This is a genomic window from Burkholderia sp. SR8 (genome assembly GCF_052851275.1).
Genome location: NZ_JAULUC010000036.1, coordinates 1 through 26,750, shown reverse-complemented (window position 1 = coordinate 26,750; position 26,750 = coordinate 1). Strand labels below are relative to the sequence as shown.

Here is a 26,750-nt window from a genome sequence, read left to right as displayed (position 1 = left end):
GCGCGATGCGTCGGCACGCGGGGGGCGCGCTGCGGCCGGAAAATGCCGCGGGCAAACAAAAACCCCGTCATTCGATGAATGGACGGGGTTTGGCGAACCGCGTGGCGGAAGCGGTGAGATTCGAACTCACGGACAGTTTCCCGTCGCTGGTTTTCAAGACCAGTGCCTTAAACCGCTCGGCCACGCTTCCACACGAGGCGGCATTGTAACCGAAATGCCGCGCCGTTCCGCGTCAATCGTCGCGCAGGAACAATTCCTGCAGGTCGTTGAGGAAGCGCTGGCCGAGCGGCGTCGGCGCGATCTGCGCGAAATCGCGCGTGATCAGCCCGCGCCGCTCCGCTTCCTGCAGCGCAGGCTCGATCGTGCTGATCGGCAGCCCGGTGCGCTCGACAAAACTGTGCACGGGGAAGCCCTCGACGAGCCGCAGCGTGTTCAGCATGAACTCGAACGGCAGGTCGCGCGCGCCCACTTCACGCTCCTCCTGCACCGGCGTGCCGGCCATCGCCTGCTCGATGAAGGCCGCCGGATGCTTGTAGCGCGCCTGCCGCAGGATCCGGTTCGGGAATGACAGCTTCGTGTGCGCGCCGGCGCCGATCCCGAGATAGTCGCCGAAGCGCCAGTAATTCAGGTTGTGCTTGCACTGATGATTCGGCTTCGCGTACGCGGACACTTCGTAGCGCCCGTAACCGGCCTCGGCCGTGCGCTCATGGATCCATTCCTGCATGTCGGCCGACGCGTCGTCGTCGGGCACCGCGGGCGGGAACTTCGCGAACAGCGTGTTCGGCTCGAGCGTCAGGTGATACAGCGACAGATGCGGCGGCGCGTACGACAGCGCAGTCTCGATGTCGGCCCGGCATTCGTCGAGCGTCTGGTTCGGCAGCGCGAACATCAAGTCGAGGTTGAAGTTGTCGAACGTCTTCGCGGCGATCTCGACGGCCGCACGCGCCTGCGTGGTGTCGTGAATGCGGCCGAGCGCCTTCAGATGGCCTTCGTTGAAGCTCTGGATGCCGACCGACAGGCGATTCACGCCGCTCGCGCGAAACTGCGCGAACTTCGCGGCCTCGAACGTGCCGGGATTCGCCTCGAGCGTGATCTCCGCGTCGGCGTCGAGCGGCAGCAATGCGCGCACGTCGGACAGCAGACGGTCGAGACCGGCGGCCGACAGCAGGCTCGGCGTGCCGCCGCCGATGAACACCGTATGCACCTGCCGACCCCACACGAGCGGCAGCGCCTGTTCGAGATCGGCACGCAGCGCGTCGAGATATTCCGTCTCCGGGAACCGTTCGCCCTTCCATTCGTGCGAGTTGAAATCGCAGTACGGGCACTTGCGCACGCACCACGGAAAATGCACGTACAGCGCGAGCGGCGGCAGCGACGTGAGCCGCACCTGGCCGGGCGACGTGAAGGTTGCGACGACGCGTGCGCCGGTTTGCGCGGCCTGGCTCATGCGGCCTCCGGCTGCGAGTGCGTGGTGAAGACGATCATGCGGGTTCCTCTGCAAGCCGCGCGAGCAGCGCCTTCAGCGCGAGCGCGCGATGGCTGTGCGTGTTCTTCACGGCCGGCTCGAGTTCGGCCGCCGTCGCGCCGAGCGACGGCAGGTAAAAATGCGGGTCGTAGCCGAATCCGTGCTCGCCGCGCGGCGTATCGACGATCTCGCCGGCCCAGCGGCCTTCGGCGAACAGCGGCTCGGGATCGTCCGCGTGGCGCACGAGCGCGAGCACGCAGCAATAGTATGCGCGCCGGTCGTTCACGCCGTGCAGTTGCTCGACGAGGTACGCATTGTTCGCCGCGTCGCCCTTGGCGCGGCCCGCGCGCTGCGCGTAGCGCGCCGAATAGACGCCCGGTGCGCCGCGCAGCGCGCGCACGCACAGGCCCGAATCGTCGGCGATTGCCGGCAGCCCGGTGAGCCGCGACGCGTGCCGCGCTTTCGTCAGCGCATTCTCGATGAAGGTGCCGAACGGCTCGTCGGCCTCGGGCACGGCCAGGTCGCCCTGCGGCACGATCTCGATGCCGACCGTCGAGAACAGCGCCGTGAATTCGCGCAGCTTGCCGGCGTTGTTCGACGCGAGCACGATGCGCGACAGCGGGGCGAGGGTGCGATCGTCAGACATGGCCGGCGCCCAGCACGTCCTTCTGCAGCTGCACGAGCCGGCCGATCCCGCTTTGCGCGAGGTCGAGCAGCGCGTTCATTTCGGCGCGCGAGAACGGCACGCCTTCGGCGGTGCCCTGGACTTCGACGAAGCCGCCCGCGCCCGTCATCACGACGTTCATGTCGGTGTCGCACTGCGAATCTTCCGCGTAGTCGAGGTCGAGCACCGGGGCGCCTGCGTACACGCCGACCGAGATCGCGGCGACGTGGTCGGTGATCGGCGAGCGCGCGAGCTTGCCGGCCGCGATCAGCTTCGACACGGCGTCGTGCGCGGCGACGAACGCGCCGGTGATGCTCGCCGTGCGCGTGCCGCCGTCGGCCTGGATCACGTCGCAGTCGATGTGGATCGTGCGCGGGCCGAGCGCGTCGAGGTCGAACACCGCGCGCAGCGCGCGGCCGATCAGGCGCTGAATTTCCTGCGTGCGGCCCGTCTGCTTGCCGCGCGCGGCTTCACGGTCGCTGCGCGTGTGGGTCGCGCGCGGCAGCATCCCGTATTCGGCCGTCAGCCAGCCCTGGCCGCGCTCGCGCAGGAACTCGGGCACGCGTTCGGCGACGCTGGCGGTGCAGATCACCTTGGTGTCGCCGAATTCGACGAGCACCGAGCCTTCGGCGTGTTTCGTGTAGTGGCGCGTGAGCGCGACCTTGCGCAGTTCGTCGGCGCGACGGCCGCTCGGGCGGGACAGGGAAGACGTCATGGGGAATCGTGGGCGGAAGAGGAAACCCCGATTTTAGCGCCGAACGGCACGCGCGCCCGGCGGGGTGGGGCGCAAAAATGGGATAATGCGCGCTTCCCGCCCCGCGCCTTGCAATGCGCCGGGCGCCTCGACATATTCCCGCCCGGCAAGGGCACCCAGACGGCGAGACGAACCATGATCTACAGCATGACGGGCTATGCGAACGCGACGCGCGAACTCGCGACGGCGGCCGGCAACGGCGGCACGAGCGTGTCGGTCGAACTGCGCACCGTGAACTCGCGTTTCCTTGACCTGAACTTCCGCATGCCGGACGACGTGCGCGCGTGCGAGCCCGCGCTGCGCGAGATGCTGATGAACAAGCTGTCGCGCGGCAAGGTCGACGTGCGCATCAACCTGCAGCGCGGCGAGCAGAGCATCGGCGCGGGCGCGCTGAACCAGACGGCACTCGGCCAGCTCGCCGAACTCGAGCGCTCGGTGCTCGATTCGTTTCCGGACGTCGGCCGTCTGCGCGCGGGCGAGATCCTGCGCTGGCCGGGCGTGCTCGCCGAGAGCGGCGTGTCGGCCGAAGCGATCCGCGACGCGGTGCTCGCGTGCGGCAAGGAAGCGATCGGCGAGCTCGTCGTCGTGCGCTCGCGCGAAGGCGCGCAACTCGCGGCGATGCTGCTGTCGAACGTCACCGAAATGGAAGCGATCGTCGCGCGCATCACGCCGCTCGTGCCGGAGCTGATCGCGAAGCACCAGCAGAAGATCGTCGAGCGGCTGCAGGAAGCGCTCGGCCTCGCGGCGCCCGAAGGCGGCTCGACGGTCGTCACGCGCGAGGAAGCCGCGGAGCGCATTCGTCAGGAAGTGACGATGTACGGCATCCGGATCGACATCGCGGAAGAGCTGTCGCGACTCACCGCGCACCTGAACGAAACGCGTCACGTGATCGAGAAGGGCGGCCGCGTCGGCAAGCGTCTCGACTTCATGATGCAGGAACTGAATCGCGAAGCGAACACGCTCGGCTCGAAGGCGGCGGCGAAGGAACTCGCCGACGCGTCGATGGCGCTGAAGCTGCTGATCGAGCAGATGCGCGAGCAAGTGCAAAACCTGGAGTAAAGCAACATGACGGAATCTCATCGCGACGCGCACACGTCGCATGCGCTGCACGGCGGCGTCTATCCCGGCAACCTGTTCATGGTCATCGCGCCGTCGGGCGCCGGCAAGTCGACGCTCGTGAACGCGCTGCTGTCGAAGGACAGCGACATCTGCCTGTCGATTTCGTACACGACGCGCAAGCCGCGCCCGGGCGAGCAGGACGGCCAGCACTACCACTTCACGACCGTCGAGGACTTCCGCGCGCGCCACGCCGCGCACGAATTCCTCGAGAGCGCGGAAGTGCACGGCAACTACTACGGCACGTCGCGCGTCTGGATCGAAGAACAGATGGCGAGCGGCCACGACGTGCTGCTCGAGATCGACTGGCAGGGCGCGCAGCAGGTGAAGAAGCAGTTCCGCAACGCGGTCGGCATCTTCATCCTGCCGCCGTCGCTCGACGCGCTCGAGGAGCGTTTGAAGAAGCGCGGCCAGGACGAGCCGAACGTGATCACGCGGCGCCTGCTCGCCGCCGGCAGCGAGATGGCGCATGCGTCCGAAGCGGAATACGTCGTGATCAACGAGAATTTCGATCGTGCGCTCGCCGAGCTCGAATGCATCGTCGCGGCGACGCGCCTGCGCTTCGCTTCGCAGTACGCGCGACACGCGGAGCTGTTCATCGAACTCGGCATCCATCTGCCCCACGCGGAATGACGCGGGGGCAGAGGGACATAAGGTAGAATAAGCACTATATTCAGAAGGAATTTCCAACATGGCTCGCATTACCGTCGAAGACTGCCTGAAGCAAATCCCCAACCGCTTCGAACTGGCGCTCGCCGCCACCTACCGCGCGCGGCAGCTCGCGCAAGGCCATACGCCGAAGATCGAGAGCCGCGACAAGCCGACCGTCGTCGCGCTGCGCGAGATCGCTGCCGGCCAGGTCGGCGTCGAGATGCTGAAGAAGGTGCCGGTGTAACGCGCATCCGGCCCGTTCCAGCCATGTAGTCCCCGCGCGCAACGACTCGACCTGGAGGCGAATATGAGCACCACCCCATCGTCCGCCTCCGCGGATTCGACCACCGAAGCTACGGCCCAGTCGCCTGCGCGCCAGTACATCGACGCGGTCCTCGAACAGTCCTTCCGGCATCTGTTCGGGCCGACCGCCACTCCGGAGCAGCCGCGCAAGCACGGCGTCGTTTCGATCGCGAAACTGACCGCCGCGCTTGCCGAGTATCTCCCTCCGGATGAAATCAAAGAGGTCAAGGCGGCGTTCCACTTCAGCGACGAAGCCCACCTCGGTCAATATCGCCAGAGCGGCGAACCCTACATCACCCATCCCGTCGCCGTCGCGGAAATCTGCGCCGGCTGGAAGCTCGACGCGCAAGCCGTGATGGCCGCGCTGCTGCACGACGTGATGGAAGACCAGGGCGTGACCAAGAGCGAGCTGGCCGAACGGTTCGGCCCGAAGGTCGCCGAACTGGTCGACGGGCTGTCCAAGCTCGACAAGATGGAGTTCCGCAGCCGCGAGGAAGCGCAGGCGGAAAACTTCCGCAAGATGCTGCTCGCGATGGCGCGCGACGTGCGCGTGATCCTCGTCAAGCTCGCCGACCGCCTGCACAACATGCGCACGCTCGGCGCGGTGCCGATGGAAAAGCGCCGCCGCGTCGCGCGCGAGACGCTCGACATCTACGCGCCGATCGCGCACCGCCTCGGGTTGAACAACACGTATCGCGAGCTGCAGGACATGAGCTTCGCGAATTTCAACCCGCATCGTTACGCGACGCTCGAGAAGGCCGTGAAGGCCGCGCGCGGCAACCGCCGCGAAGTGATCAGCAAGATCCTCGAGGCCGCGCAGCGCGCGATGACCGACGCGAAGATCGACGCCGAGATCACCGGCCGCGAAAAGACGATCTACAGCATCTACCGGAAGATGCGCGACAAGCAGCTGTCGTTCTCGCAGGTGCTCGACGTGTACGGCTTTCGCGTCGTCGTCGACAGCCCGCTCGACTGCTACACGTGCATCGGCGCGCTCCACGCGCTGTACAAGCCCGTGCCCGGCAAGTTCAAGGACTACATCGCGATCCCGAAGATCAACGGCTATCAGTCGCTGCACACGACGCTCGTCGGCCCGTTCGGCGCGCCGATCGAGTTCCAGGTCCGCACGCGCAAGATGCACGAGATCGCCGAGGCAGGCGTGGCCGCGCACTGGCTGTACAAGAACGGCGGTGCCGACCTGAACGACGTGCAGAAGCGCGCGCACCAGTGGCTGAAGTCGCTGCTCGACATCCAAAGCGAAGCCGGCGATTCGAGCGAATTCCTCGAGCACGTGAAGATCGACCTGTTCCCGGATGCGGTCTACGTGTTCACGCCGAAGTCGAAGATCATGGCGCTGCCGCGCGGCGCGACGGCGCTCGATTTCGCGTATTCGATCCACAGCGATCTCGGCAACCAGTGCGTGGCCGTGAAGATCAACAACGAGCTGCTGCCGCTGCGTACCGAGCTGAAGAGCGGCGACATCGTCGAGGTGATCACCGCGCCGTATTCGAAGCCGAACCCCGCGTGGCTCGGTTTCGTGCGCACCGGCAAGGCGCGCTCGGCGATTCGTCACTACCTGAAGACGATGCGGCTGAACGAGTCGGTGCAGCTCGGCGAGCGGCTCGTCGACCAGAGCCTGAAGGGCTACGGGCTCGCGCTGGCCGACGTCGGGCCGGAAGTATGGGAAAAGCTCGTGCAGTGGACGGGCAACAAGAGCCGCCAGGAAATCTTCGCGGACATCGGCCTCGGCCGTCGCGTCGCCGCGGTAATGGCCAAGCGCATCGAGGTGCTGATGACCGGCCGCGATGCGGACGACGATCTGCCGAAGTCCGAGCGCCATCCCGCGCACAACGCGCCGCCGGTCGTCATCACCGGCACCGAAGGGATGTCGGTGCAGCTGTCGGCCTGCTGCCGGCCGATTCCGGGCGACGCGATCATGGGCTACATCGGCATCGGCCTCGGGATGGCGATTCATACGACCGATTGCCGCGTCGCGCAGCGCATCCATCGCCGCGATCCGGGCCGCTGGATCGACGTCGAATGGGCGCCGCAGCCGGGCCGTCTGTTCGACGTCGCGGTGAAGGCGCTCGTGAAGAACACGAAGGGCATCTTCGCGCGCGTCGCGGCGGACATCACGTCGGCCGACGCGAACATCGTCCACATTGCGATGGACGAGGATCTGACGCACGAATCGACGGTGCTGCGCTTCGTGATCCAGGTCAGCGACCGCGTGCACCTCGCGAACGTGATGCGGCGCGTGCGGACCAATCCGGACGTGATGCGGATCATGCGCGAGCGCTCGACCGACGACAGCGTGCATGCGCGCCACGACGGCGGGATGCGCATCGAGCGCGAGCGGCAGGATTACTGACGCTGCGCGTTGCGTTGCAGCGGGATCCGACGGCGGCCACGGGCCGCCGTTTTCGTTTGCGAGGCGGACGTGCTTCGCCTCAAGAGAAGAGGGGAGCGGAAAAGAAAAAAGGGCCTTCCCGGAGGAAGGCCCTTCTGAGGTGGCGCGGCTGGCAGGATTCGAACCCACGACCCCTTGGTTCGTAGCCAAGTACTCTATCCAACTGAGCTACAGCCGCACGCAAAGCGGTACTACTTCAACTGTCGGAACCTTCTGCGATGGGAAGGCCCCCAAAAAGGTGGCGCGGCTGGCAGGATTCGAACCCACGACCCCTTGGTTCGTAGCCAAGTACTCTATCCAACTGAGCTACAGCCGCACGCAAAAACAAAACTGCTACTGCTTCGAACTGAAAGGGCCTTCGGTTCGGAAGGCCCTCGAAAAAGGTGGCGCGGCTGGCAGGATTCGAACCCACGACCCCTTGGTTCGTAGCCAAGTACTCTATCCAACTGAGCTACAGCCGCACGCAGAAGCGGAAGTATAGCAGAGTTGTATAAAAAGGGAAGCCTTATTCGCAAAATAGGTCGCATGATCTTGCGCGGCCACCTTCGTGTACCCTTGAAGCAATCAGTCATCCACGTGTTGAATCTGCATCATGAACAAGGCGTTTGTCAAAGAGTCGGACGGCGACGACGACGATCTCGACCCGAGTCAGCCCGCGATTCCCGCGGGCACGAAAAACTACATCACCCCGGCCGGCCACAAGCGGCTCCGGGACGAACTGCTGAATCTGATCGACGTCGAGCGTCCCGAGGTCGTGCGGCTCGTGTCGTGGGCCGCGTCGAACGGCGACCGGTCGGAAAATGGCGACTACATCTACGGCAAGCGGCGGCTGCGCGAGATCGACCGCCGGATCCGTTTCCTGACGAAGCGGCTCGATCTCGCGGAAGTCGTCGACGCGAGCCGGCAGGAGAACGTCGACCAGGTGTTCTTCGGCGCGACCGTCGACTATGCGACCGAGGACGGCGAGGACCATACCGTCACGATCGTCGGGATCGACGAGGTCGATCTCGATCGCGGCTGCGTAAGCTGGATCTCGCCGGTCGCGCGCGCGCTCATCAAGGCGAAGATCGGCGATACCGTCACGCTGATGACGCCGGCCGGCCCGCAGCCGATCGACGTGCTCGACGTCCGCTATCCGGCGCCCGGCGACGCGTGAAGCCGTCGCGGCGCAGCGCGTCGCGGGAACGAAAAAGCGCCCCGGGTGGGGCGCTTCGTCATGGTGGCGTCGCGTGAATGAGCGCGCGGCGCGATCGCTCAGAAGCGGTGGCGCATGCCGGCCGTGACGGCGATCTGCTTGTTCGTCGACGACGCGGTGCCGAGCCCGTTGATGTTCGCGCCGATCGCGAGACCATCCGCATTGACGCGTTGATATTCGCCCTGCAGGTACAGGTCGGTGCGCTTCGACAGCGCATAGTCGGCCTGCAGGTTGAACTGGTGCCAGCTCGGCGTCTGGCCGTCGAGCCGGCCGTCGGTATACGTGTACGAGCCGGCCAGCGAGAACGCCGGTGACAGCGCATAGCGGCCGTTCACTTCGTAATTGTTGAAGCGCGTGCCGCCCGCGAGCGGGATGCCGCCCGAAACGCCCGACTGTCCGGCGCTGATGCGGGCCGAATCGGTCAGGCGCGTCTGCGTGAAGACGAAACCGGCGGTCGCGGGGCCGAACGCATAGTTGAGGCCGGCGCCCCACGTGCGCTGCCGGCTGGCTGCGAACGTCCAGTCGCCGGCGACCGCGCCGGGGTCGCTGGCCGCGAGCGCCAGCGCGTTGATGTTGTTGTTCAGCTGCATGTACGCGGCCGCGATGTTGAAGCCCATGTAGGTGTACGACGCGCCCACGCTGTACGCGCGGTTGTTCGAGAAGTCGCTGGAGTTCGAGAAGCCGTACAGTGCGCCGAACTTCAGGCCGCCGTAGTTCGCGCTCTGGTATTTGACCGAGTTGTTGATCCGGAACGAGTTGTTCAGGTTGTCGTTGTCGAACGGGTGCGCGAACTGCGTGCCGCCGTACTGGGTGCCGGTGAGCGACAGCGGGCCGAGGTAATCGACGACGCTGTCGTACTGGCGGCCGAGCGTCAGCGAACCGAAGCGGGTGTCCGCGAGCCCGACGAACGCCTGGCGGCCGAATTCTCGCCCGTTCTGCTTCAGCGTGCCGTTGTTGATGCCGAAGCCGTTTTCCAGCGTGAAGATCGCTTTCAGGCCGCCGCCGAGATCCTCGGTCCCGCGCAGCCCCCAGCGGCTGCCGTTGATCGAGCCGGTCGTCTGCTGCCACGCGCTATGGCCGCCCTGGTTGTTCGTGTAGGTAATGCCGGCGTCGATCAGTCCGTACAGCGTGACACTGCTTTGCGCATGGGCGGCGGTGGCGGTCACGCCGGCCAATGCCGCGACGATCAGGGTCTTCTTCATGATCCGTCTCCAAACAGGATGAGGTCGATCGAACCTGCTGCGGGCATCGGCGGCGTCGCGGGTCGGCAACGCCGTGCGCGCGGGGCGCGGCACCCTCGTCGGAAATCCATCTGCAGTGTACGGAGCGTGCCGGGTACCTAAGAAAACTGCTTGCGGCAATACTGTATTTTGAATCGCGCAAGAATGCGCGCATGCGCGGCAAGCCGCGACTATCAAGACTTCGCGGCAGCGCAGCACGCCGGACGGGCGCTCAGCACCGCCGAACGGGCGTTGCGCGATTGCGACAGGCGGTGAGGCACGCGGCGCGCGCCGCGCCAATCCGATTATTGACACATCGGCAATAGAGGTTTGTGCGCAGCATGGATAATGAAAGGATGTTCTCTCGCTATACTGCGATCTCTGCTTTCCGAAGCAGACTTTTTCGTTGACGGAAAAGATCTCCAAACCTTTGTCGGCGCGACTTCCCAGTCGCGCTTTTTTTTCGCCTGTCGTTCCGATCCTTTCCGGTCCGGCTCCTATTGCGTGTACGAGCGTCGCTTGCGCTTGACAGCCGGTTCCGTGTCGTTGGTTTCCGTCTGCAGCGGCGTATACGTCCAGTCTTCCATCACGTAGTGACGGGCATCCAGCGGTGACGCCAGCAGGTTCTGCCAATGATCGCCGTGCCACGTCGGGTCGAACTCGGTGTCGCACGGTACTTCACGGGACTCGGCCAGCGCGCGGGACTTGCGGCGTACGCGCGCCAGCCGGCTCGCGAAGCGCTTGATTCCGTCCAGCCACATGACCGTCTCCTTTCATCCGTATGACTTCAGCATCGCAACGCGCTTCGTTTTACGCAACCCGGAAAAAACCCGAGGATTTTACCGACGCGATTTGTCCCCGGTAGCTTTTTCATCATTTCGATTATGTGTGATCCGATCCCGGTAACATTGACAGGTTTTTGATGCGGATCAATTAATAAAAGGCGATGGTGTACCGATTCCAGTGCTATTGGCGTTTCTTCGATAAAGAAAGCGCCAAAAATTCCCTTGACGCACCCGGATTGTCCAATTTATAAAGTCAGCACTCCGTCCCCGGGCGGAGCGCTGGGGGTGGGTGGCGGCGCGCTGTTGCGGGATTTCGGGAGGCGGCTATAACGGTAGCTTTTTTGATCTAAACGAGTGGGGAACGAAGGTATGGATACCGGTATCGTAAAATGGTTTAACGATGCTAAAGGTTTTGGCTTTATTACGTCGGACAATGGCGGCGAAGATTTGTTTGCGCACTTTTCCGAAATCCGGATGGACGGCTTCAAAACGCTGAAGGAAAACCAGCGCGTTTCCTTCGACGTGAAAGTCGGGCCGAAAGGCAAGCAGGCAGCGAATATCCAGGCGGTCTGACGCGCCACGCTCTGCCGATCATGTCCGGCCCCCGCATTGCGGGGGCTTTTGCATTCTGGGGCACGAAAACCGCCGGCCGGCGAATCCGTTCCGGCGCGCACTGGCCGCGAACACGCATGCCGGTGCATACTCACGAAAGCATCGTTTCCCAGTCTTTTCATGTCCGATTCCTGTCCGTCCGATTCCGCCAGCGAACAGCCGCTCGTCTTCGTCGACCTTGAAACCACCGGTGGCTCGACCGCCGAACACCGCATCACCGAAATCGGCGTGGTCGAAATCGGGCCGCTCGGCGTATCGACGTGGACGACGCTCGTCAACCCGGGGCAGGCGATTCCCCCGTTCATCCAGCAACTGACCGGTATTTCGGACGACATGGTGCGGGATGCGCCGTCGTTCGCGTCGCTCGCGCCCGCGCTGTTCGAGCGTCTCGACGGCAAGCTGTTCGTCGCGCACAACGCGAGCTTCGACCGCGGCTTTCTGCGCGCCGAATTCGAGCGCGCCGGCATCGCGTTCAATCCGGACGTGCTGTGCACGGTGCGGCTGTCGCGTGCGCTGTTTCCGCGCGAGGCGCGGCATGGCCTCGATGCGTTGATCGAGCGGCATGGGCTGGTGCCGGCGGCTCGCCACCGCGCGCTCGCGGATGCCGATCTCCTCTGGCAGTTCTGGCGGCAACTGCACGAGATCGTGCCGCTCGAGCGTCTGCGCGAGCAGATCGCGCGCACGACGCGTCACTTCCGGCTCGGCGGCGACCTGACCGAAGCGTGGCTCGACACCGCGCCGGCCGGATGCGGTGCGTACGCGCTGTTCGGCGAGGGCGACGAAGCCCTTTACGTCGGGCGCAGCGTGCGCGTGCGGCAGCGCTTGCGCGCGCTGTTGACCGGCGAGCGGCGCTCGTCGAAGGAAATGCGGATTGCGCAGCAGGTGCGGCGCGTCGAATGGCGGGAGACCGGCAACGAACTCGGCGCGATGCTCGCGGAAGCGCAGTGGATTGCCCAGCTGCGTCCGTCGTACAACCGGCGTCCCGCCGCGAATACCGCCCGTTCGGGTAGTGCGCCCTGGCCGTTCGACGGCGCGGTCGCGTTCGAAGCGAGCGGCGAGCGCCGCCTCTTTCACGTGATCGACGGCTGGCGCTACCTCGGTGTGGCCGAGTCGCTGGACGCGGCCATGCGCCTCGTGGCCGACGGCACGGATGGCCCGTTCGAACCCCATACCCATCGCCTGCTGCAGACCCATCTCGCGCGCGGGCTGCAACTGATTCCGCTCGCGGCGTTCGCGGCCGCCGACTGAGCGCTGAGCGCTGAGCGCTGCGCGCTGCGGCCCGGCGGTCGGCGTCGAGCGCGGTCAGCCGATCGCGCTGGCGCCGCCGGCGGCGCAGACATGCGACAGCGCGGTGCCGAGTGCCTGCGTCCGGGTCGAGTCGTAGCGGGTGAGCGTTTTCCAGTTCGCGATGCTGCGGGCGAGCCGCGCCTGGCAGTCCGGGGCGTCGCGCAGCGGCGCGACCTGTGCGAGGCCGGCGAGCATCTTCTGCGTGAGCTGGTCGAGCGCCGGCCGCGTGCTGGTCGCGAGGTCGGGCGGCGTGCCCTCCGGCGGCCGTGTCGCGCGCCAGGTTGTAAAGAGCGCGTTCTGCACATCCTTGCTCGCGGCAATCTGATCCTCGAAGAACGTCCGCGCGAATGCCGGATCGATGCCCGCCTGTTCCGCGCGCTGCTGCACCGACTCGAGCAGTGCCGCCTCGCGCGGCCGGTCCTCGATTGCCTTGTGGTTCGCCCATTTCCAGCGCGCGACCGGTTCGGCGAGCGCGAGCCGCTGCGACGCGAGCGCGACGAGATTGGTGAGCGCGGTATCGTCGCCGTCGGCGCGGGCGACGGGCGATGACGAAAGGACGGCGACGCCTAGCGCGGCGACAGCAATGCTGGCACGAATGGCTTGCTTCATCGGAATGATCGGGACAGCCCGGCGGGCAGGAGAGGGAAAACCAGAAGGATAGACGAAGACAGTCGCGCGGCGGAACGTCGCGACAGAAGAATCAGCGGACGCGCTGATCCGGCACCGTCAGGCCGTTGCAGCCCGGGTGCGATGCGATCTGCGCCGAAAACGCAGCGATGAACCGCACGATCTCGATCGACACGTGGCGGTTACGGAACGGAACGCAGGTTCACTTCGGCGAGTACAGCTTGTGCTGCTCGTCGAAGAATGCCCGGACATGCTCGGGCAATTCGGCGAGGAATTCCACGCCGACCGGTTCCGGATCCGGGCTCATTACTTGCTCGGGCGGGGGCATGCGGGTTGGTCTTTCGTCCATGGTCGTTTCTCCAACAGGTTCAATGATTATCAACCTCGTGCTTGGATTTTTGCCAGTGGCGAATCGTTAGATTTTGTCTCTGTTGTATTAACGGCACATGCGCTGCCGCATGCCGTGCGATGCCGGCTATTGGCCCTGCACAGTCGGCAACAATCGGGTCGCTTGTTATACTTGCGCGCACTTTTTTCTGAACCGCGATGAAACGAACGACGCGATGGATCGGCCTCGTATGGCTGGCGCTGGTACTGAACGTACTGTCGCCCGTCGTCGGCTACGCGCGTCTCGCGTCGAGCGGTTCCGGCGAGCTCACGCTCGAATTGTGCAGTGCGGCGGGCGCACGCCAGATCGTGCTCGCGCAATCCCGCGACGAGCGCGGCACGTCGTCGTTCGACCATGCCGGCGTAGCGCACTGCGTGTACTGCCCGGGCTTCGCGGCGAACGTCGCGCTCGGCTCGAGCCTGCCCGCATTGCCGGGTTTCGTGCGTGCGTTCGCCTACCGCGCCGCCGCCCCCGTCGTTCCCGATTTTCCCCGCAAGGGCATCCGTCTCGCGCAGCCGCGCGGTCCGCCTGAAAACGTCCCGATCTGATTGATAGCGTCCGCGCGCCCCGGTGGCGCGCGTGCCGCCCGCGGCCCGGTCCGCGCGCCGCGCCGCATGCGCGCGGTGCGGCGGCTCGGGCCTGGCGGCGTCCGATCACGTTTTCAGGAATGCATCCATGTCGTTCACCTTCGCCGCGCGACCGTCGCGCGGCCGGCTCGCGCTCGCGTGCGCGGCCGCATTTGCCTGGCCGGCCGCGCAGGCGGCCTCCATCGATCGCGCATCCGGCGCCGCGGCGCCCGGCGGCGCCGGTAACCCCGCCGGCGGCGCCGCGGCGATTGCCGCAGCCGGGTCCGCGCCGGCGGGCGATACGCTGCGCGCGGTCAGCGTCACCGCGCAGCGGCAACCCGTCGATCCCGATACGCCGGCAGTCGTCGAGTCGATCACGCGCGAGCAGATCGACGCGCACACCAACGTCACCACCGAGGACGCGCTGAAGTACGCGCCCAACCTGATGGTGCGCAAGCGCTACATCGGCGACCGCAACAGCGTGTTCGCCGGCCGCGACTTCAACGAGCTGCAGAGCGCGCGCGGGCTCGTCTACGCCGACGGCCTGCTGCTGTCGAACCTGCTCGGCTCGAGCTACGCGTATCCGCCGCGCTGGTCGCTGATCGCGCCCGACGACATCGCGCGCGTCGACGTGCTGTATGGCCCTTTTTCCGCGCTGTATCCGGGCAACGCGATCGGCTCGACCGTGCTGCTGACGACGCGGCGCCCCGACAAGCTCGAGGCGTCGCTGTCGACGCAGTTCTTCACGCAGCGCTATCGCGACGGCTACGGCCTGGCGGACAGCTTCGGCGGCAATCACCAGACCGCGCGGATCGCGAACCGCGTCGGCAAGTTCTGGTTCTCGCTGTCGCTCGACCGGCTCGAGAACGACGGTCAGCCGATGCAGTATGCGAGCCCCAATGCCGCGTACAACCCGCGGCTCGGCGCCGCGCTGCCCGTGACGGGCGCGGCGGCCGACGTCGGGCCCAACGGCAAGCCGCGCACGATCGTCGGCGCGCAGAACATCGAGCGGACCGAACAGCTGAACGAGACGGTCCGGATGGGCTACGCGTTCACCGACCATGTCGACGCGACGCTGACGCTCGGCCATTGGGAGAACCATTACCGGCAGCACGGCGAAACCTTCCTGCGCGATGCGGCCGGCAATCCGGTCTACGGCGGCAACGTGTCGATCGGCGGCCGGAACATGACCGTCGCGCCGAGCGCGTTCGCGCCGCAGCGCGGCGACCAGGAGAACTGGCTGTACGCGCTCGGGCTGAACGGCCGGCTGGATTCGGGCTGGCGGCTGTCGGGCGTGGTGTCCGCATACGACGTGTCGCGCGACGTGCTGCGCGCCGCATCGACGGTGCAGGGCGGCGCCGGCACGCTGTTCCAGGGTGACGGCACCGGCTGGCGCACGCTGGATCTGAAGGCCGAAGCGCCACAGGTGAAGGGCCACACGCTCACGTTCGGCTATCACTACGACAACTATTTCCTGCGCAACGTCACGTACAACACGGCCGACTGGCTGGCCGGGCCCACCACGTCGCTTGCGAGCGTCTACCGGGGCGACACGCGCACGCAGGCGCTGTTCGCGCAGGATGCGTGGCGTTTCGCACCCGGCTGGCTCGCGACGCTCGGCCTGCGCTACGAGCGCTGGGATGCGTATGGTGGCGCGCTCGGCAACGCGAACGGCACGCTCGGCTATGCCGAGCGCAGCGCGAACGCGCTGTCGCCGAAGCTCGCCGTGCAATGGGATGCGACGGACGTGTGGCGTTTCCGCCTGTCGTTTGCGACCGGCACGCGTTTCCCGACGGTCGGCGAGTTGTTCCAGGGCACGATCTCGAGCAACGCGATCGTCAACCACAACCCGAACCTGCGGCCGGAAAAGGCGATCGACTGGGACTTCACGGCCGAGCGCGACGTCGGCGTCGGCGTCGTGCGCGCCAGCGTGTTCCAGAGCGACCTGCGCGATTCGATCTACAGCCAGACGACGGTGTCGGGTGCGTCGACCGTCACCAACATCTCGAACGTCGACCGCGTGCGGGTGCGCGGCGTCGAACTCGGCTTCAGCGGCCGGAACGTCGGGCTGCGCGGGCTCGACATCGACGCGAACGTGTCGGCGAGCAATGCGCAGATCCTCGCGGACACCGCGAATCCCGCGTACGTCGGCTCGCGCTTTCCGCGCATTCCGCGCATGCGCGCGAACCTGCTCGCGTCGTACCGCTTCGACGAGCACTGGCTCGCGAGCGTCGGTGTCCGCTATTCGGGCCGCCAGTTCAATACGCTCGACAACAGCGACGTGAATCCGGACGTGTACGGCGGCACGAGCGTGTTCACGGTCGTCGACCTGAAGGCGCGCTACCGGTTCGACCGTCACTGGACCGCGTCGGTCGGCATCGACAACCTGACGGACCGCCGCTACTACGTGTTCCACCCGTATCCGGGCCGCACTTTCTTTGGAGAACTGAAATGGTCGCTGTGAAATCGTTCGCGGCGGGCTGCGCGCTGTGGCTCGCGGCGCTGTCGTCCGCCGGCGCGCATGACGCGCAGGATGCGCAAGATGGGCGGAAGACCGCCGATCCGCATGCCGCGCACATGAGCATGCAGGGCACGCCGGCGCAACAGAAGCAGCCGCTCGCGACCGGCGCCGCATTCGACGCGCGGCACCGGCTGTGGATCGCATGGGTCGAAGGCGCGCATGTCGTCGTCGCGCATTCGGACGACGCGGGTCGCACGCTGTCTGCGCCCGTGACCGTCAACGCCATGCCCGAGCCGGTCTACACGAGCGCGGAGAATCGGCCGAAAGTCGCGGCGAGCCCGGACGGCCGCGCGGTGTACGTGTCGTGGTCGATGCCGCTCGATGCGCCGTACACCGGCATGGTGCGCTTCTCGCGGTCGCTCGACGGCGGCGCGACGTGGAGCGTGCCCGTCACCGTGCATCGCGACAGGCAGGCGATCACGCACCGCTTCGACATGATGGCCGTCGATCCGGCCGGCAACGTCGCGATCGCGTGGATCGACAAGCGCGATCTCGTCGCGGCGAAGGCGGCCGGGCACGCGTACGACGGCGCGGCCGTCTACTACGCGGTGTCGCGCGACGGCGGCGCGTCGTTCGAACCCGAGCGCAAGGTGACCGACCACACGTGCGAATGCTGCCGGATCGCGATGGCGATCGACCCGGCGGGACACATCGAAGCCGTGTGGCGCAACGTGTTCCCCGGGCAGATCCGTGATCATGCGCTCGCGGTGTTGCCCGTCTCGGCGACGGAGCCCGTCGTGCCGGTGCGTGCGACGTTCTCGAACTGGCATGTCGAAGCGTGCCCCGAACACGGACCGGCGCTCGCGATCACGCCGGACGGCACGCGCCATATCGCGTGGTTCGGCGTCGTCGACGGCCGCGCCGACGTGTTCTATTCGCGTATCGGCGCCGACGGCGCGCCGCGCGGCACGCCGTGGGCGTTCGGCGCGAATCCGGCGGTGCCGGCCGAGCAGGCGTCGCACGCGGCACTCGCCGCTCACGGCGACGTCGTATGGCTTGCGTGGAAGGCGTTCGACGGCGACACGATGCAGATCAAGCTGCGCCGCTCGGACGATCGCGGCGAGCACTGGTCGGCGCCGCGCGTGATCGCGTCGACGTCGGGCGCGAGCGACAACCCCCAGTTGCTCGACGATGCGGGCCGCATCTACCTGTCGTGGCGTACGCGTAACGACGGCTACCGGCTGTTCCCGGTGGAGGGCGCGCGATGAAACGATGGATCGTATGGATCGGTGCCGCGCTCGCGAGTCTGCCGGCATGGGCCGGCGAACTGCGGCCGCTGCGCGCGGCCGAGGTCGCGAAGCTGTATGCGAGCGCGCAGGAACGGCCGCTCGCGGTCGAGATCTGGTCGCTCGATTGCGGATACTGCCGCGAAAACGCCGCGCATCTCGTCGCGTGGCAGCGCCGGCATCCGGACGTGCAACTCGCGATGATCGCGATGGACGCGTACGACGACAACGGCGCGACGATCGCACAGGCGCTCGCGCAAATGAACCTGCCGCCGCAGGTCGCGCAGTATGCGAACGCGGAGCCGATGCCGGAGCGATTGCGAACGGCGCTCGATGCGGGATGGCGCGGAGAAATGCCGCGTACCGTGTGGATCGGACGCGATGGTGCGCGCGAAGCGCGCAGCGGATTGCTGACGACCGACGTGCTCGACGGCTGGCTGCAGCGCGGCAAGCGCCGCTGAAACGGACGGCGGCGCGCGTCGGATGCCGCGCGCCGCTGCGATGCATGAAACGACAGCGCGCCCGAAGGCGCGCGAGAAGATCGTCAGGCCGCGCGCCTGAATAGCCGGATCACGAACAGCAGGATCACGGCGCCGATGACCGCGACGATCACCGAGCCGATGAAGCCGCTGCCGATGCTGATGCCGAGCAGCCCGGCGAGCCAGCCGCCGATCACCGCGCCGACGATGCCGACGATGATGTCGACGATCAGTCCGAACCCGCCGCCCTTGACGAGCAGGCCCGCCAGCCAGCCGGCGATCGCGCCGATGATGAGCCACATAATCAAGCCATGAGTCATGGTGATCCTCTCCTTGTGTTGAGTCGAAATGACCGGACGCCGGCTGTTTCGCCGCAAGCTGCATGAAGGCGGCACTGCGACCCGCCGCGCCGCCTTTCGCAATGTAACGCGATAGACGGGTCGGAATCGTTAAGTAATGTTATGCACGCTTAACGGGTTTTTCCAGGGAATTCGTCTGGCTAGCGCGCGACGCGCGCGTGGACAATGCGCGTCGAAATATATTTGTAAGAAACGGCGAATGACGAATCATGTGCCAGCCGGCGTCGCGCGGGCCACGGCACCTGTGTCGGGCAGGCCGTCGCCTGCGTCGGCAATCAGGCTCGCGACGGTCGCGGCCTCGCCGATCGCGTCGATCGCCAGCAGCGCGAAGCGGGCGAGAAAGAGCGATGCGTCGGTTTCGCCGACGCGGGTCATCGTGCGGCACAGGTCGGTATAGAGGCTGTCGCGTTCGGTATCGGTCATCATGCGTTCTCCTGAGGATCGGCGCGCGTGTACGGATGAAGCGCGCGTTCGAGTGCGTCGCTCACGTCGCCCACGCGTGCATCGTGCCAGCGGCCGAGCACATGTCCGTCCGGACGCACGAGATAGACGGTGCCGGCGCGCGCGCCGTACAGGTCGAACAACCTGCCGTCGGCATCGAAGCCGTCGCAGCGCGGTCGATGCGGTGCCGCGTGCCGCGCGAGCGTGACGAGTGCGAACGGCAGGCCGGCGTCGTGCAGCCGCCGTTCGAGTTCGTCGAACGACGGATCGCGTGCGCCGTCGAGCGTGAAGCGGAACGCGGTGAATCGCGCGCCGACGAGATCGGTCAGATGGGCGCGCCGTGCGGCGGCGTCGCTGCCGCGCTCGGGCACCGTGTACACCATCAGCGGACACTCCGCGAGTACCGTGCCGGGCGCCGGTCCGGCCGAGAACGCATCGCGTTCGATCGCATTGAGCGGCGATGCCGTATAGGCGATCGCAGACGTCTGGCGCGGATTGATCAGCGAGCGCAGCGGCGGATGCCGGGCCGCGAGCGTCAGCACGGCCTTGCGCATCAGTTCGAACGCGAACGACGGCGGTGCCATGAACTCGGTGCTCTTCGTGCCGTAGCGCAGGTTCTCGTGCGTCGCGAACACGCGTTCGTCCGAATAGCTGTCGAGCAGCGCATCCGACGCGAGTCCGCGAATCGCGTACGCCAGTTTCCACGCGACGTTGTCGGCGTCGTCGATACCCGAATTCGCGCCGCGCACGCCGAAGATCGGCACGAGATGCGCGGCGTCGCCGCAGAACAGCACACGGCCGTGCCGGTAGCGCTCGAGCGTCAGCGCATTGGCCTTGTAGATCGTGATCCAGATCGGCGACCAGGCGCCGCGCTCGCCCATCATGTCGAGCAGGCTCTGCACGCGCGGGATCACGTTCTCGGGCTTCACGGCCGCTTCGGGATCCTCGCCGTCGCGCAGCTGGTAGTCGATCCGCCACACGTTGTCGGGCTGTTTGTGGACGAGCACCGTCGAGCCGGGATTCGACGGCGGGTCGAAGTACGCGAGCCGCTCGGTCGGCCGGTCGCTGTCGAGCGCGATGTCGACGATCACGTAGCGGCCTTCGTAACGCGTTCCCTGCAGCGACAGGCCGAGCGCGTCGCGGATCGTGCTGCGTCCGCCATCGCTTGCGACGAGCCAGTCCGCATCGAGCGCGTAGTCGCCGAGCGGCGTGTCGACGTCGACGCGCACGCCGTCCGTGTGCTGGCGGAGCCCGACGACCTTCGTCTGCCAGCGAATCTCGATGAGATCGGGGCGGCGCAGCGCGGCATCGAGGAGGAACTGCTCGATGTGGTATTGCGCGAGGTTCACCATCGGCGGCAGCTTCTGGTTCTCGTCCTGCGGCATCGTGAAGTGCAGCACTTCGTCGTGACGATAGAAGCTGCGGCCGCCGGTCCACGGCAGTCCGACGCGCAGGAAATCGTCGAGCGCGCCGAGCCGCTCGATGATTTCGAGGCTGCGTCGCGAGATGCAGATCGCGCGGCTGCCGTGACATACCGAATCGTCGGCTTCGAGCAGCACGCTGCGGATGCCGTGGTTCGCGAGACCGAGCGCGACGGCGAGGCCGACCGGCCCGCCGCCGACGATCGCGACGCGGTGCCGCTGCGTGTCGACACCGTCGTTGCACGGCGGCAGGCGCGCGGGGTGGCGTGCGGCGACGAACGGATATGGCTTGAATGCGATGTCCATCGTTGGCTTCCAGGTTGCAGTGAGCGGGCACGCGCGCACGCTCGGCGACGCGACGCGTGCGGCAGGGTGGATGCAAGTATGGAAGCCGCGCGGGGCCCCGCTGTCCCCATTCCGGGTACAACGATCGGCAGCCGCCGGGCCGGGATTTACCCGGACGCGTTCAGGCCCGCGAGGTGCCGCTCACGGTTGCACGCACAGCGCGAACAACTGGCGCTGGCTCGAGATGCCGAGCCGGCGGTACGCGCGCTTCTGGTACGTGACGACGCTCGATGTCTTCACGCCGATCGTGTCGCCGATCTCCTGCGCGGTGCGGCCTTCGAGCACGCCGCGCAGCACGTCGAGTTCGCGCTTGGACAGCGCCGGACACGCCGCGCGCAGCCGCGCGAGCATCCGTTGCGGAATGCCGATCTGCGCCGAACCCGTGAGCGTGTAGTGATGCTGCGCGGCCTGCGCGATCAGCGGCGCGAGCGTCTCGATGGCCGCGATCTCGCGCGGCTGGAACGCGCCGCTGCGATGCGCGCGATACAGGTTGATCGACAGCCACGTCGCGTCGTTCGGCTGCATCAGCAGCGCGAGGCGATCGGAGACGTCGGGGCCGCGGTAGCAGGCGGCGCGATACGCATCGTGGCCGATCTCGTCGCCGGCCTGCTGATGCAGCAGCACGTCGCGGCGATGCGTGCCGCGGCCGGCGGCCGACACGATGGTCTGGTTGCCGTCGAGCGCATAGAAGTGTCGTGCGTAGGTATCGGCGACATCGCGCAGGTAGCGGCCGCCGCGATGATCGGCGACCGACACCGTGCGCGGCCGGTTGCCGAACTCGTACGCGAAGATCGTGCACTGCGTGACGGACAGCGCATCGTCGAACAGCTTCAGGATTTCCGCGGCGAACGCGTTCGGCTCGCTGCCGCCGATCGCGGCGACGAGGCCGGTTGCGCGGGACACGTCCAGCTGCCCGCCGAGGTTCGGTCGCTCGAGACGCCAGGTGCGCATGGTGCTTGGGAGAGGGCCGGTGATCCGGCGATTGTAGTCGGCGGCGCGCGGCGCGGCAGTCGGGAGATGCCCGCAAGCGGAATGCAGCGGCGAGGCGAGGACAGGGCGCACGATCCGCGCATCGGAAACGTGGCCGCAAAAGAGAAAAGGCCTGACAAGCATCACTTGTCAGGCCTTTATATCTTGGTGCCGGAGATAGGAGTCGAACCTACGACCTTCGCATTACGAATGCGCTGCTCTACCAACTGAGCTACACCGGCAGCAGAGAAATGAAATTATATGGTGATATCCGAGATCTTGGCAATAGGTTTTGCGAATTTTTTTCAGCTTGCTGCCGCTGCTTCGCGAAACCATCGATCCGGCGGACTTCCCGCTTTCACTTCACTGCGATGCAGCCACTAGGGCCACATCGCGAAGGCGCGATTGTACTGAGGTCTCGCGCCTTCGTCCAGTGCTGCGGTGCAAATTTATTTGCCTTCGTTGTGATAGCTCGTCACGCGCTCGACTTCGTTCTTCGAACCGAGGAACACCGGCACGCGCTGGTGCAGGCCGGTCGGCTGCACTTCCATGATGCGCTGCGTGCCCGTCGTCGCGGCGCCGCCCGCCTGTTCGACGATGAACGACATCGGGTTCGCTTCGTACATCAGGCGCAGCTTGCCCGGACGATCGGGCGTGCGCTTGTCGGCCGGGTACATGAAGATGCCGCCGCGGTTCAGGATCCGGTGCACGTCGGCGACCATCGATGCGATCCAGCGCATGTTGAAATTGTCGCCGCGCGGGCCATCCTTGCCGGCGTTCAGTTCGTTGACATAGCGCTGCACCGGCTCGTACCAGTGGCGCGCGTTCGACGCGTTGATCGCGTATTCGCGCGTATCGGCCGGGATCTGCATGTTGCTTTGCGTGAGCACCCACGAGCCGACTTCGCGGTCGAGCGTGAAGCAGTTCACGCCGTTGCCGGTCGTCAGCACGAATACCGTTTGCGGGCCATACACAGCGTAGCCCGCGGCGACCTGCTCGGTGCCCGGCTGCAGGAACGATTCCTCGGTGGCCTGCTTGCCGTCCGGGCAGCGCAGCACCGAGAAGATCGTGCCGATCGACACGTTCACGTCGATGTTCGACGAGCCGTCGAGCGGGTCGAACACGAGCAGGTATTCGCCGCGCGGATAGTTCGCGGGGATCGGGAAGAACGTTTCCATTTCCTCCGACGCCATCGCGGCGAGGTTGCCGCCCCATTCGTTCGCGTCGAGCAGGATCTCGTTCGACAGGATGTCGAGCTTCTTCTGCACTTCGCCCTGGACGTTCTCGCTGCCGGCGGTACCGAGCGCATCGCCGAGCGCGCCCTTCGACACGTTGTAGCTGATCGCCTTGCACGCGCGGGCGACGACTTCGATCAGCAGGCGGAGGTCGGCGGGGAGGTTGTTGGTCTCACGCTGCTGTTCGATCAGGAACTTGGACAGCGTGGTGCGGCGGGCAATGGACATGACAGACTCCGAGAGGCCAAAGAATCCTTGAATTGCCGCAATTTTACCCGGCGTGCCTCCCGGCCCGCGGCCTTTTTTCGTCCGGTTACATGACGCGGCCGCCGATTCAGGCCGCGGTGGGGCGTGCGCGGCGCGGGCGCGCGGCCCTGCCGCGCAGTGGAAGCGGGGCGCTCGAAGCGTTGTCCGGCTCCGACCCCGCGAACCTTCAGCCGATAAAAAAGCCGGTGCCGCAACGGGGCGGCACCGGCTTCGTCGCGGCCGAGCGCGCGACGCGGTCGCGTGTGTCGGCTATTACGCGAGCGCCTTCTCGACGATCTCCCGCACGTCGCGCGATTTCGCGCCGGCCGCGACCTGCTCGAGCGCTTCGCGCATGCGATCGCGCAGCGTCGGCGTGAAGCGGCGCCACAGTTCGAGCGAGCGCGCGAGGCGGGCGGCGACCTGCGGGTTGATCGCGTCGAGCGCGAGCACCTGTTCGGCCCAGAACGCGTAACCCGAGCCGTCGGCCGCGTGGAATTGCGCGGGGTTCGCCGCGCAGAAGCTGAAGATCAGCGAGCGTGCGCGGTTCGGATTCTTCAGGTTGAACGCCGGGTGAGCCATCAGCTTGCGCACCTTCGCGAGCGTCGGCTGGGCCGGTGTGCCGCGCTGCGCGGCCTGCATCGCGAACCACTTGTCGATCACGAGCGCTTCCTTGTCGAAGCGGTGGTAGAAGTCGTCGAGCGCGCGCGCGGCCGCGTCGTCGGCACCGGCCGCCGCCGCGGACAACAGTGCACCGAGCGCCGCGGCGCGATCGGTCATGTTGTTCGCCGCGTCGTACTGCGCGGTCGCGATGCGCACGGCTTCGGCCGGATCCTCGAGTTCGGCGAGATACGCGAGCGCGAGGTTCTTCAGCGCGCGGCGGCCCGATGCTTCTGGCGTCGGCTCGTATGCGCCCGGCGTCTGGTGCTGCTCGTACGCGGCGAGCCACTCGGCGCGCAGCGCGGTCGCGAGCTGGCGGCGCACGAACTGGCGTGCGCGATGCACGGCCGCCGGATCGGCTTCGGCCATCTGGTCGGCCAGATAGGTTTCCGACGGCAGCGTCAGCGCCAGTTCGCGGAACGCGGGCGACAGGCTCGCATCGGTCAGCACGCGGCGGAACGCGGCGACGAAGTTCTCGCCGAGCGTGAGCGGCTCGTTCGCGGCGGCGCGCGACGCGAGCGTCAGCAGCGCGCGCGTCGCGAGGCGCTGGCCGGCTTCCCAGCGGTTGAACGGGTCGCTGTCGTGCGCGAGCAGGAACGCGAGGTCGTCGTCGCTGTAGTCGTACTCGACGACCACCGGCGCCGAGAAATTGCGCAGCAGCGACGGCAGCGGTTGTTCGGGCACGTCGACGAACGTGAAGGTCTGCTCGGTATCGGTGAAGTCGAGCACGCGCGTCGTGCCCGCCGCCGCGTCTTCGCCGTCGAGACGCAACGGCAGGTCGCGGCCGTCGCGGCCGATCAGGCCGAGCGCGAACGGGATCAGCAGCGGCCCTTGCTGCGTGTCGCGCGCGGCCGGCGACGCGTCGCCGTAGCCCTGCACGAGCGTGACCGTGTAGCGGCGCGCGGCCGCGTCGTACGCGGTGCGCACCGACACGCGCGGCGTGCCGGCCTGGCTGTACCAGCGCTCGAACTGCGCAAGGTCGCGCCCGTTCGCATCGGCCATCGCGTGACGGAAGTCGTCGCAGGTCACGGCGTGGCCGTCGTGGCGCTGGAAGTACAGGTCCATCCCCTTGCGGAACCCGTCGCGGCCGAACAGCGTCTGGTACATCCGCACGACTTCCGAGCCTTTCTCGTAGACGGTCATCGTGTAGAAGTTGTTGATCTCGACGTAGCTTTCCGGGCGCACCGGATGCGCCATCGGGCCCGCATCCTCGGCGAACTGCAGCTGGCGCAGCACGCGCACGTCCTCGATGCGCTTGACCGCGCGGGCCGCGGATGCCACGTCGTCGCCTGCGGCCATGTCGGCCGAGAATTCCTGGTCGCGGAACACCGTCAGCCCTTCCTTCAGGCTCAGCTGGAACCAGTCGCGGCAGGTCACGCGGTTGCCGGTCCAGTTGTGGAAGTACTCGTGTCCCACCACCGACTCGATGTTCGCGAAATCGGTGTCGGTCGCGGTCTCGGGGTTCGCGAGCACGTACTTCGTGTTGAAGATGTTGAGCCCCTTGTTCTCCATCGCGCCCATGTTGAAGTCGCCGACGGCGACGATCATGAAGCGGTCGAGATCGAGCTCGAGACCGAAGCGCTTCTCGTCCCAGCGGATCGAGTGGATCAGCGAATCCATCGCGTGGCGGGTCTTGTCGAGGTCGGCCGGTTCGACCCACACCTGCAGCAGCTTTTCCTTGCCCGAGCCGGTCGTGATCGTCTCCTCGATCGCGACGAGCTTGCCCGCGACCAGCGCGAACAGGTAGCTCGGCTTGCGGAACGGGTCTTCCCATTTCGCGAAGTGGCGGCCGTCGGGCAGCTCGCCCGAGTCGACGAGGTTGCCGTTCGACAGCAGCACCGGATACGCGGCCTTGTCGGCACGCAGCGTGACGGTGTACGACGCCATCACGTCGGGACGGTCGAGGAAGTACGTGATGCGGCGAAAGCCTTCGGCCTCGCACTGCGTGAAGAAGTTGCCGCTCGACACGTACAGGCCCGACAGCGTCGTGTTCTGGTCCGGCGCGCATGCGCTGTCGAGCGTGAGCTCGAACGCATCGGGGACGTTTTCGACGGTGAGCCCGTGTTCGTGTGCGCGCACCGCGCCGTACGGCGCGCCGTCGAGCTGCGCGCCGAGGAATTCGAGCGCTTCGCCCATCAGCTCCAGATGCGGGTTGGGCGCCGCGTCCGGATTGCGGCGCACGCGCATCGTATTCCTGACGATCGTGCGGGCCGGTGCGAGATCGAATTCGAGTGCGACGGAATCGATGAGAAAGGCCGGCGGCGTGTAGTCGGCGCGGCGGATCACGGTGGAGGAGGCGTTGTCGGACATGGTCGTCGAGGTCGGTGGAGTGGGGATCGGGCCCGCGGCGCGGGCCGGGTGAACCGGGCCATTGTACAAAGGCTTGCGGCCGCGTGCCGCCGCGAACTTTTTACCGGTTCCGGGAGTCCGCGTATTATCGGCATCCCGTGCGCTTCGCGCGGTGCGACGAACGGGTGACGGATCGACGAGGATCGACATGAAACGCGAATGGATACAACGCGGTGCGGGCTGGGCGGCGGTGCTGTGCGTGGCGCTGCTGGCGGGCTGCACGAGCTACGTGACGACGCAGGTCACGGCCTTCTCCGACTGGAACGGCAGCGACGCGACACGCACTTACGCCTTCACGCGCACCGACGCGCAGAAGCACAGCATCGAGCAGTCGACCTACGAGCCGATCGTCGCGAACGAATTGTCTGCGTACGCGTTCCGCCAGGTGCCGGCCGCGCAGGCCCGCTATCTGGTCGGTCTCGCGTACGGCGTCGGCAGCGATCTGGTGACGGTGCCGCA

The 26,750-nt window shown here is 66.7% G+C and carries 25 protein-coding genes and 5 tRNA genes; 12 read left to right on the top strand and 18 right to left on the bottom strand.

Annotated elements, in window-relative coordinates:
• Nucleotides 1–102 precede the first annotated feature (102 nt).
• From Q3A80_RS29560 to rph, 4 genes are all read right to left on the bottom strand, one after another.
• Nucleotides 103–190, bottom strand: a tRNA-Ser gene (locus Q3A80_RS29560).
• Nucleotides 191–232: 42 nt separating this feature from the next.
• Nucleotides 233–1,447 (bottom strand): radical SAM family heme chaperone HemW, encoded by a 1,215-nt coding sequence (gene hemW, locus Q3A80_RS29555; RefSeq protein WP_446332332.1) that lies wholly within the window; start codon nucleotides 1,445–1,447, stop codon nucleotides 233–235.
• Between the two features lie 34 nt (nucleotides 1,448–1,481).
• Nucleotides 1,482–2,111, bottom strand: a complete 630-nt coding sequence (gene rdgB, locus Q3A80_RS29550) for an RdgB/HAM1 family non-canonical purine NTP pyrophosphatase (RefSeq protein ID WP_446332331.1) — start codon at nucleotides 2,109–2,111, stop codon at nucleotides 1,482–1,484.
• Nucleotides 2,104–2,844, bottom strand: coding sequence for a ribonuclease PH (rph, locus tag Q3A80_RS29545; protein WP_446332330.1), 741 nt, complete (start codon nucleotides 2,842–2,844; stop codon nucleotides 2,104–2,106). The genes rdgB and rph overlap by 8 nt, the downstream gene beginning before the upstream one ends.
• 174 nt (nucleotides 2,845–3,018) lie before the next feature.
• On the opposite strand from rph, the gene Q3A80_RS29540 reads away from it, so the two are divergent.
• From Q3A80_RS29540 to Q3A80_RS29525, 4 genes are all read left to right on the top strand, one after another.
• Entirely contained in the window at nucleotides 3,019–3,942 is a 924-nt protein-coding gene (locus Q3A80_RS29540) for a YicC/YloC family endoribonuclease (protein WP_446332329.1), read from the top strand.
• 6 nt (nucleotides 3,943–3,948) lie between these two features.
• Complete coding sequence (gene gmk / locus Q3A80_RS29535; RefSeq protein WP_446332328.1) at nucleotides 3,949–4,632, top strand: guanylate kinase; 684 nt, start codon at nucleotides 3,949–3,951, stop codon at nucleotides 4,630–4,632.
• Nucleotides 4,633–4,690: 58 nt separating this feature from the next.
• On the top strand, nucleotides 4,691–4,894 hold the full coding sequence (gene rpoZ / locus Q3A80_RS29530) for a DNA-directed RNA polymerase subunit omega (protein ID WP_006025620.1): 204 nt from the start codon (nucleotides 4,691–4,693) through the stop codon (nucleotides 4,892–4,894).
• A 63-nt stretch (nucleotides 4,895–4,957) separates the two neighbouring features.
• On the top strand, nucleotides 4,958–7,324 hold the full coding sequence (locus Q3A80_RS29525) for a RelA/SpoT family protein (RefSeq protein WP_446332327.1): 2,367 nt from the start codon (nucleotides 4,958–4,960) through the stop codon (nucleotides 7,322–7,324).
• A 140-nt stretch (nucleotides 7,325–7,464) separates the two neighbouring features.
• Here the strand turns inward: Q3A80_RS29525 and Q3A80_RS29520 are convergent.
• The 3 genes from Q3A80_RS29520 to Q3A80_RS29510 form a co-directional block, all read right to left on the bottom strand.
• A tRNA-Arg gene (locus Q3A80_RS29520) sits at nucleotides 7,465–7,541 on the bottom strand.
• Nucleotides 7,542–7,602: 61 nt separating this feature from the next.
• Nucleotides 7,603–7,679 (bottom strand) — tRNA-Arg (locus tag Q3A80_RS29515).
• 68 nt (nucleotides 7,680–7,747) lie between these two features.
• Nucleotides 7,748–7,824, bottom strand: a tRNA-Arg gene (locus Q3A80_RS29510).
• Nucleotides 7,825–7,955: 131 nt separating this feature from the next.
• Here Q3A80_RS29510 and greB point away from each other — a divergent pair.
• Nucleotides 7,956–8,519, top strand: a complete 564-nt coding sequence (greB, locus tag Q3A80_RS29505; protein WP_446332326.1) for a transcription elongation factor GreB — start codon at nucleotides 7,956–7,958, stop codon at nucleotides 8,517–8,519.
• A gap of 98 nt (nucleotides 8,520–8,617) precedes the next feature.
• Here greB and Q3A80_RS29500 read toward each other — a convergent pair whose 3' ends face one another.
• Complete coding sequence (locus tag Q3A80_RS29500; protein WP_446332325.1) at nucleotides 8,618–9,760, bottom strand: porin; 1,143 nt, start codon at nucleotides 9,758–9,760, stop codon at nucleotides 8,618–8,620.
• Between the two features lie 515 nt (nucleotides 9,761–10,275).
• Nucleotides 10,276–10,539: a hypothetical protein gene (locus Q3A80_RS29495; RefSeq protein ID WP_446332324.1), complete on the bottom strand. Its 264-nt coding sequence runs from the start codon at nucleotides 10,537–10,539 to the stop codon at nucleotides 10,276–10,278.
• Nucleotides 10,540–10,932: 393 nt separating this feature from the next.
• On the opposite strand from Q3A80_RS29495, the gene Q3A80_RS29490 reads away from it, so the two are divergent.
• On the top strand, nucleotides 10,933–11,136 hold the full coding sequence (locus Q3A80_RS29490; RefSeq protein ID WP_006476615.1) for a cold-shock protein: 204 nt from the start codon (nucleotides 10,933–10,935) through the stop codon (nucleotides 11,134–11,136).
• Nucleotides 11,137–11,295: 159 nt separating this feature from the next.
• A complete protein-coding gene (locus Q3A80_RS29485) occupies nucleotides 11,296–12,423 on the top strand; it encodes an exonuclease domain-containing protein (RefSeq protein ID WP_446332323.1) in 1,128 nt (375 codons plus the stop codon).
• Between the two features lie 54 nt (nucleotides 12,424–12,477).
• On the opposite strand, the gene Q3A80_RS29480 is transcribed toward Q3A80_RS29485, so the two are convergent.
• A complete protein-coding gene (locus Q3A80_RS29480) occupies nucleotides 12,478–13,071 on the bottom strand; it encodes a chorismate mutase (RefSeq protein ID WP_446332322.1) in 594 nt (197 codons plus the stop codon).
• A gap of 220 nt (nucleotides 13,072–13,291) precedes the next feature.
• Nucleotides 13,292–13,396, bottom strand: a complete 105-nt coding sequence (locus Q3A80_RS29475) for a chorismate mutase (protein ID WP_162484450.1) — start codon at nucleotides 13,394–13,396, stop codon at nucleotides 13,292–13,294.
• A gap of 239 nt (nucleotides 13,397–13,635) precedes the next feature.
• Here Q3A80_RS29475 and Q3A80_RS29470 point away from each other — a divergent pair, with 239 nt between their 5' ends.
• From Q3A80_RS29470 to Q3A80_RS29455, 4 genes are all read left to right on the top strand, one after another.
• On the top strand, nucleotides 13,636–14,025 hold the full coding sequence (locus Q3A80_RS29470; RefSeq protein WP_446332321.1) for a DUF2946 domain-containing protein: 390 nt from the start codon (nucleotides 13,636–13,638) through the stop codon (nucleotides 14,023–14,025).
• Between the two features lie 127 nt (nucleotides 14,026–14,152).
• Entirely contained in the window at nucleotides 14,153–16,507 is a 2,355-nt protein-coding gene (locus Q3A80_RS29465; protein WP_446332320.1) for a TonB-dependent receptor, read from the top strand.
• Nucleotides 16,495–17,772, top strand: coding sequence for an exo-alpha-sialidase (locus Q3A80_RS29460; protein WP_446332319.1), 1,278 nt, complete (start codon nucleotides 16,495–16,497; stop codon nucleotides 17,770–17,772). Before Q3A80_RS29465 ends, Q3A80_RS29460 begins: the two co-directional genes overlap by 13 nt.
• The gene (locus Q3A80_RS29455) at nucleotides 17,769–18,251 is read left to right on the top strand and encodes a TlpA disulfide reductase family protein (protein ID WP_446332318.1); all 483 of its coding nucleotides are present in this window, start codon (nucleotides 17,769–17,771) and stop codon (nucleotides 18,249–18,251) included. Before Q3A80_RS29460 ends, Q3A80_RS29455 begins: the two co-directional genes overlap by 4 nt.
• Before the next feature lie 83 nt (nucleotides 18,252–18,334).
• Here Q3A80_RS29455 and Q3A80_RS29450 read toward each other — a convergent pair whose 3' ends face one another.
• From Q3A80_RS29450 to pepN, 7 genes are all read right to left on the bottom strand, one after another.
• On the bottom strand, nucleotides 18,335–18,589 hold the full coding sequence (locus Q3A80_RS29450) for a GlsB/YeaQ/YmgE family stress response membrane protein (RefSeq protein WP_006476609.1): 255 nt from the start codon (nucleotides 18,587–18,589) through the stop codon (nucleotides 18,335–18,337).
• 246 nt (nucleotides 18,590–18,835) lie between these two features.
• Nucleotides 18,836–19,054 carry a hypothetical protein gene (locus tag Q3A80_RS29445; RefSeq protein ID WP_446332317.1) on the bottom strand — a complete coding sequence of 73 codons (219 nt, stop codon included), beginning with the start codon at nucleotides 19,052–19,054 and terminating at the stop codon, nucleotides 18,836–18,838.
• A complete protein-coding gene (locus tag Q3A80_RS29440; RefSeq protein ID WP_446332316.1) occupies nucleotides 19,051–20,796 on the bottom strand; it encodes an FAD-dependent oxidoreductase in 1,746 nt (581 codons plus the stop codon). Before Q3A80_RS29440 ends, Q3A80_RS29445 begins: the two co-directional genes overlap by 4 nt.
• A 180-nt stretch (nucleotides 20,797–20,976) precedes the next feature.
• Nucleotides 20,977–21,786: a helix-turn-helix transcriptional regulator gene (locus tag Q3A80_RS29435; protein ID WP_446332315.1), complete on the bottom strand. Its 810-nt coding sequence runs from the start codon at nucleotides 21,784–21,786 to the stop codon at nucleotides 20,977–20,979.
• A 184-nt stretch (nucleotides 21,787–21,970) separates the two neighbouring features.
• Nucleotides 21,971–22,046: transfer RNA gene (locus tag Q3A80_RS29430), tRNA-Thr, on the bottom strand.
• Between the two features lie 207 nt (nucleotides 22,047–22,253).
• Nucleotides 22,254–23,267 carry a class 1 fructose-bisphosphatase gene (locus Q3A80_RS29425; RefSeq protein WP_446332314.1) on the bottom strand — a complete coding sequence of 338 codons (1,014 nt, stop codon included), beginning with the start codon at nucleotides 23,265–23,267 and terminating at the stop codon, nucleotides 22,254–22,256.
• A gap of 291 nt (nucleotides 23,268–23,558) precedes the next feature.
• Complete coding sequence (gene pepN / locus Q3A80_RS29420) at nucleotides 23,559–26,252, bottom strand: aminopeptidase N (RefSeq protein ID WP_446332313.1); 2,694 nt, start codon at nucleotides 26,250–26,252, stop codon at nucleotides 23,559–23,561.
• Between the two features lie 187 nt (nucleotides 26,253–26,439).
• Between pepN and Q3A80_RS29415 the strand changes: the two genes are divergently transcribed.
• The coding region (locus Q3A80_RS29415) for a DUF4136 domain-containing protein (protein WP_446332312.1) at nucleotides 26,440–26,750 on the top strand (311 nt) is incomplete at its 3' end.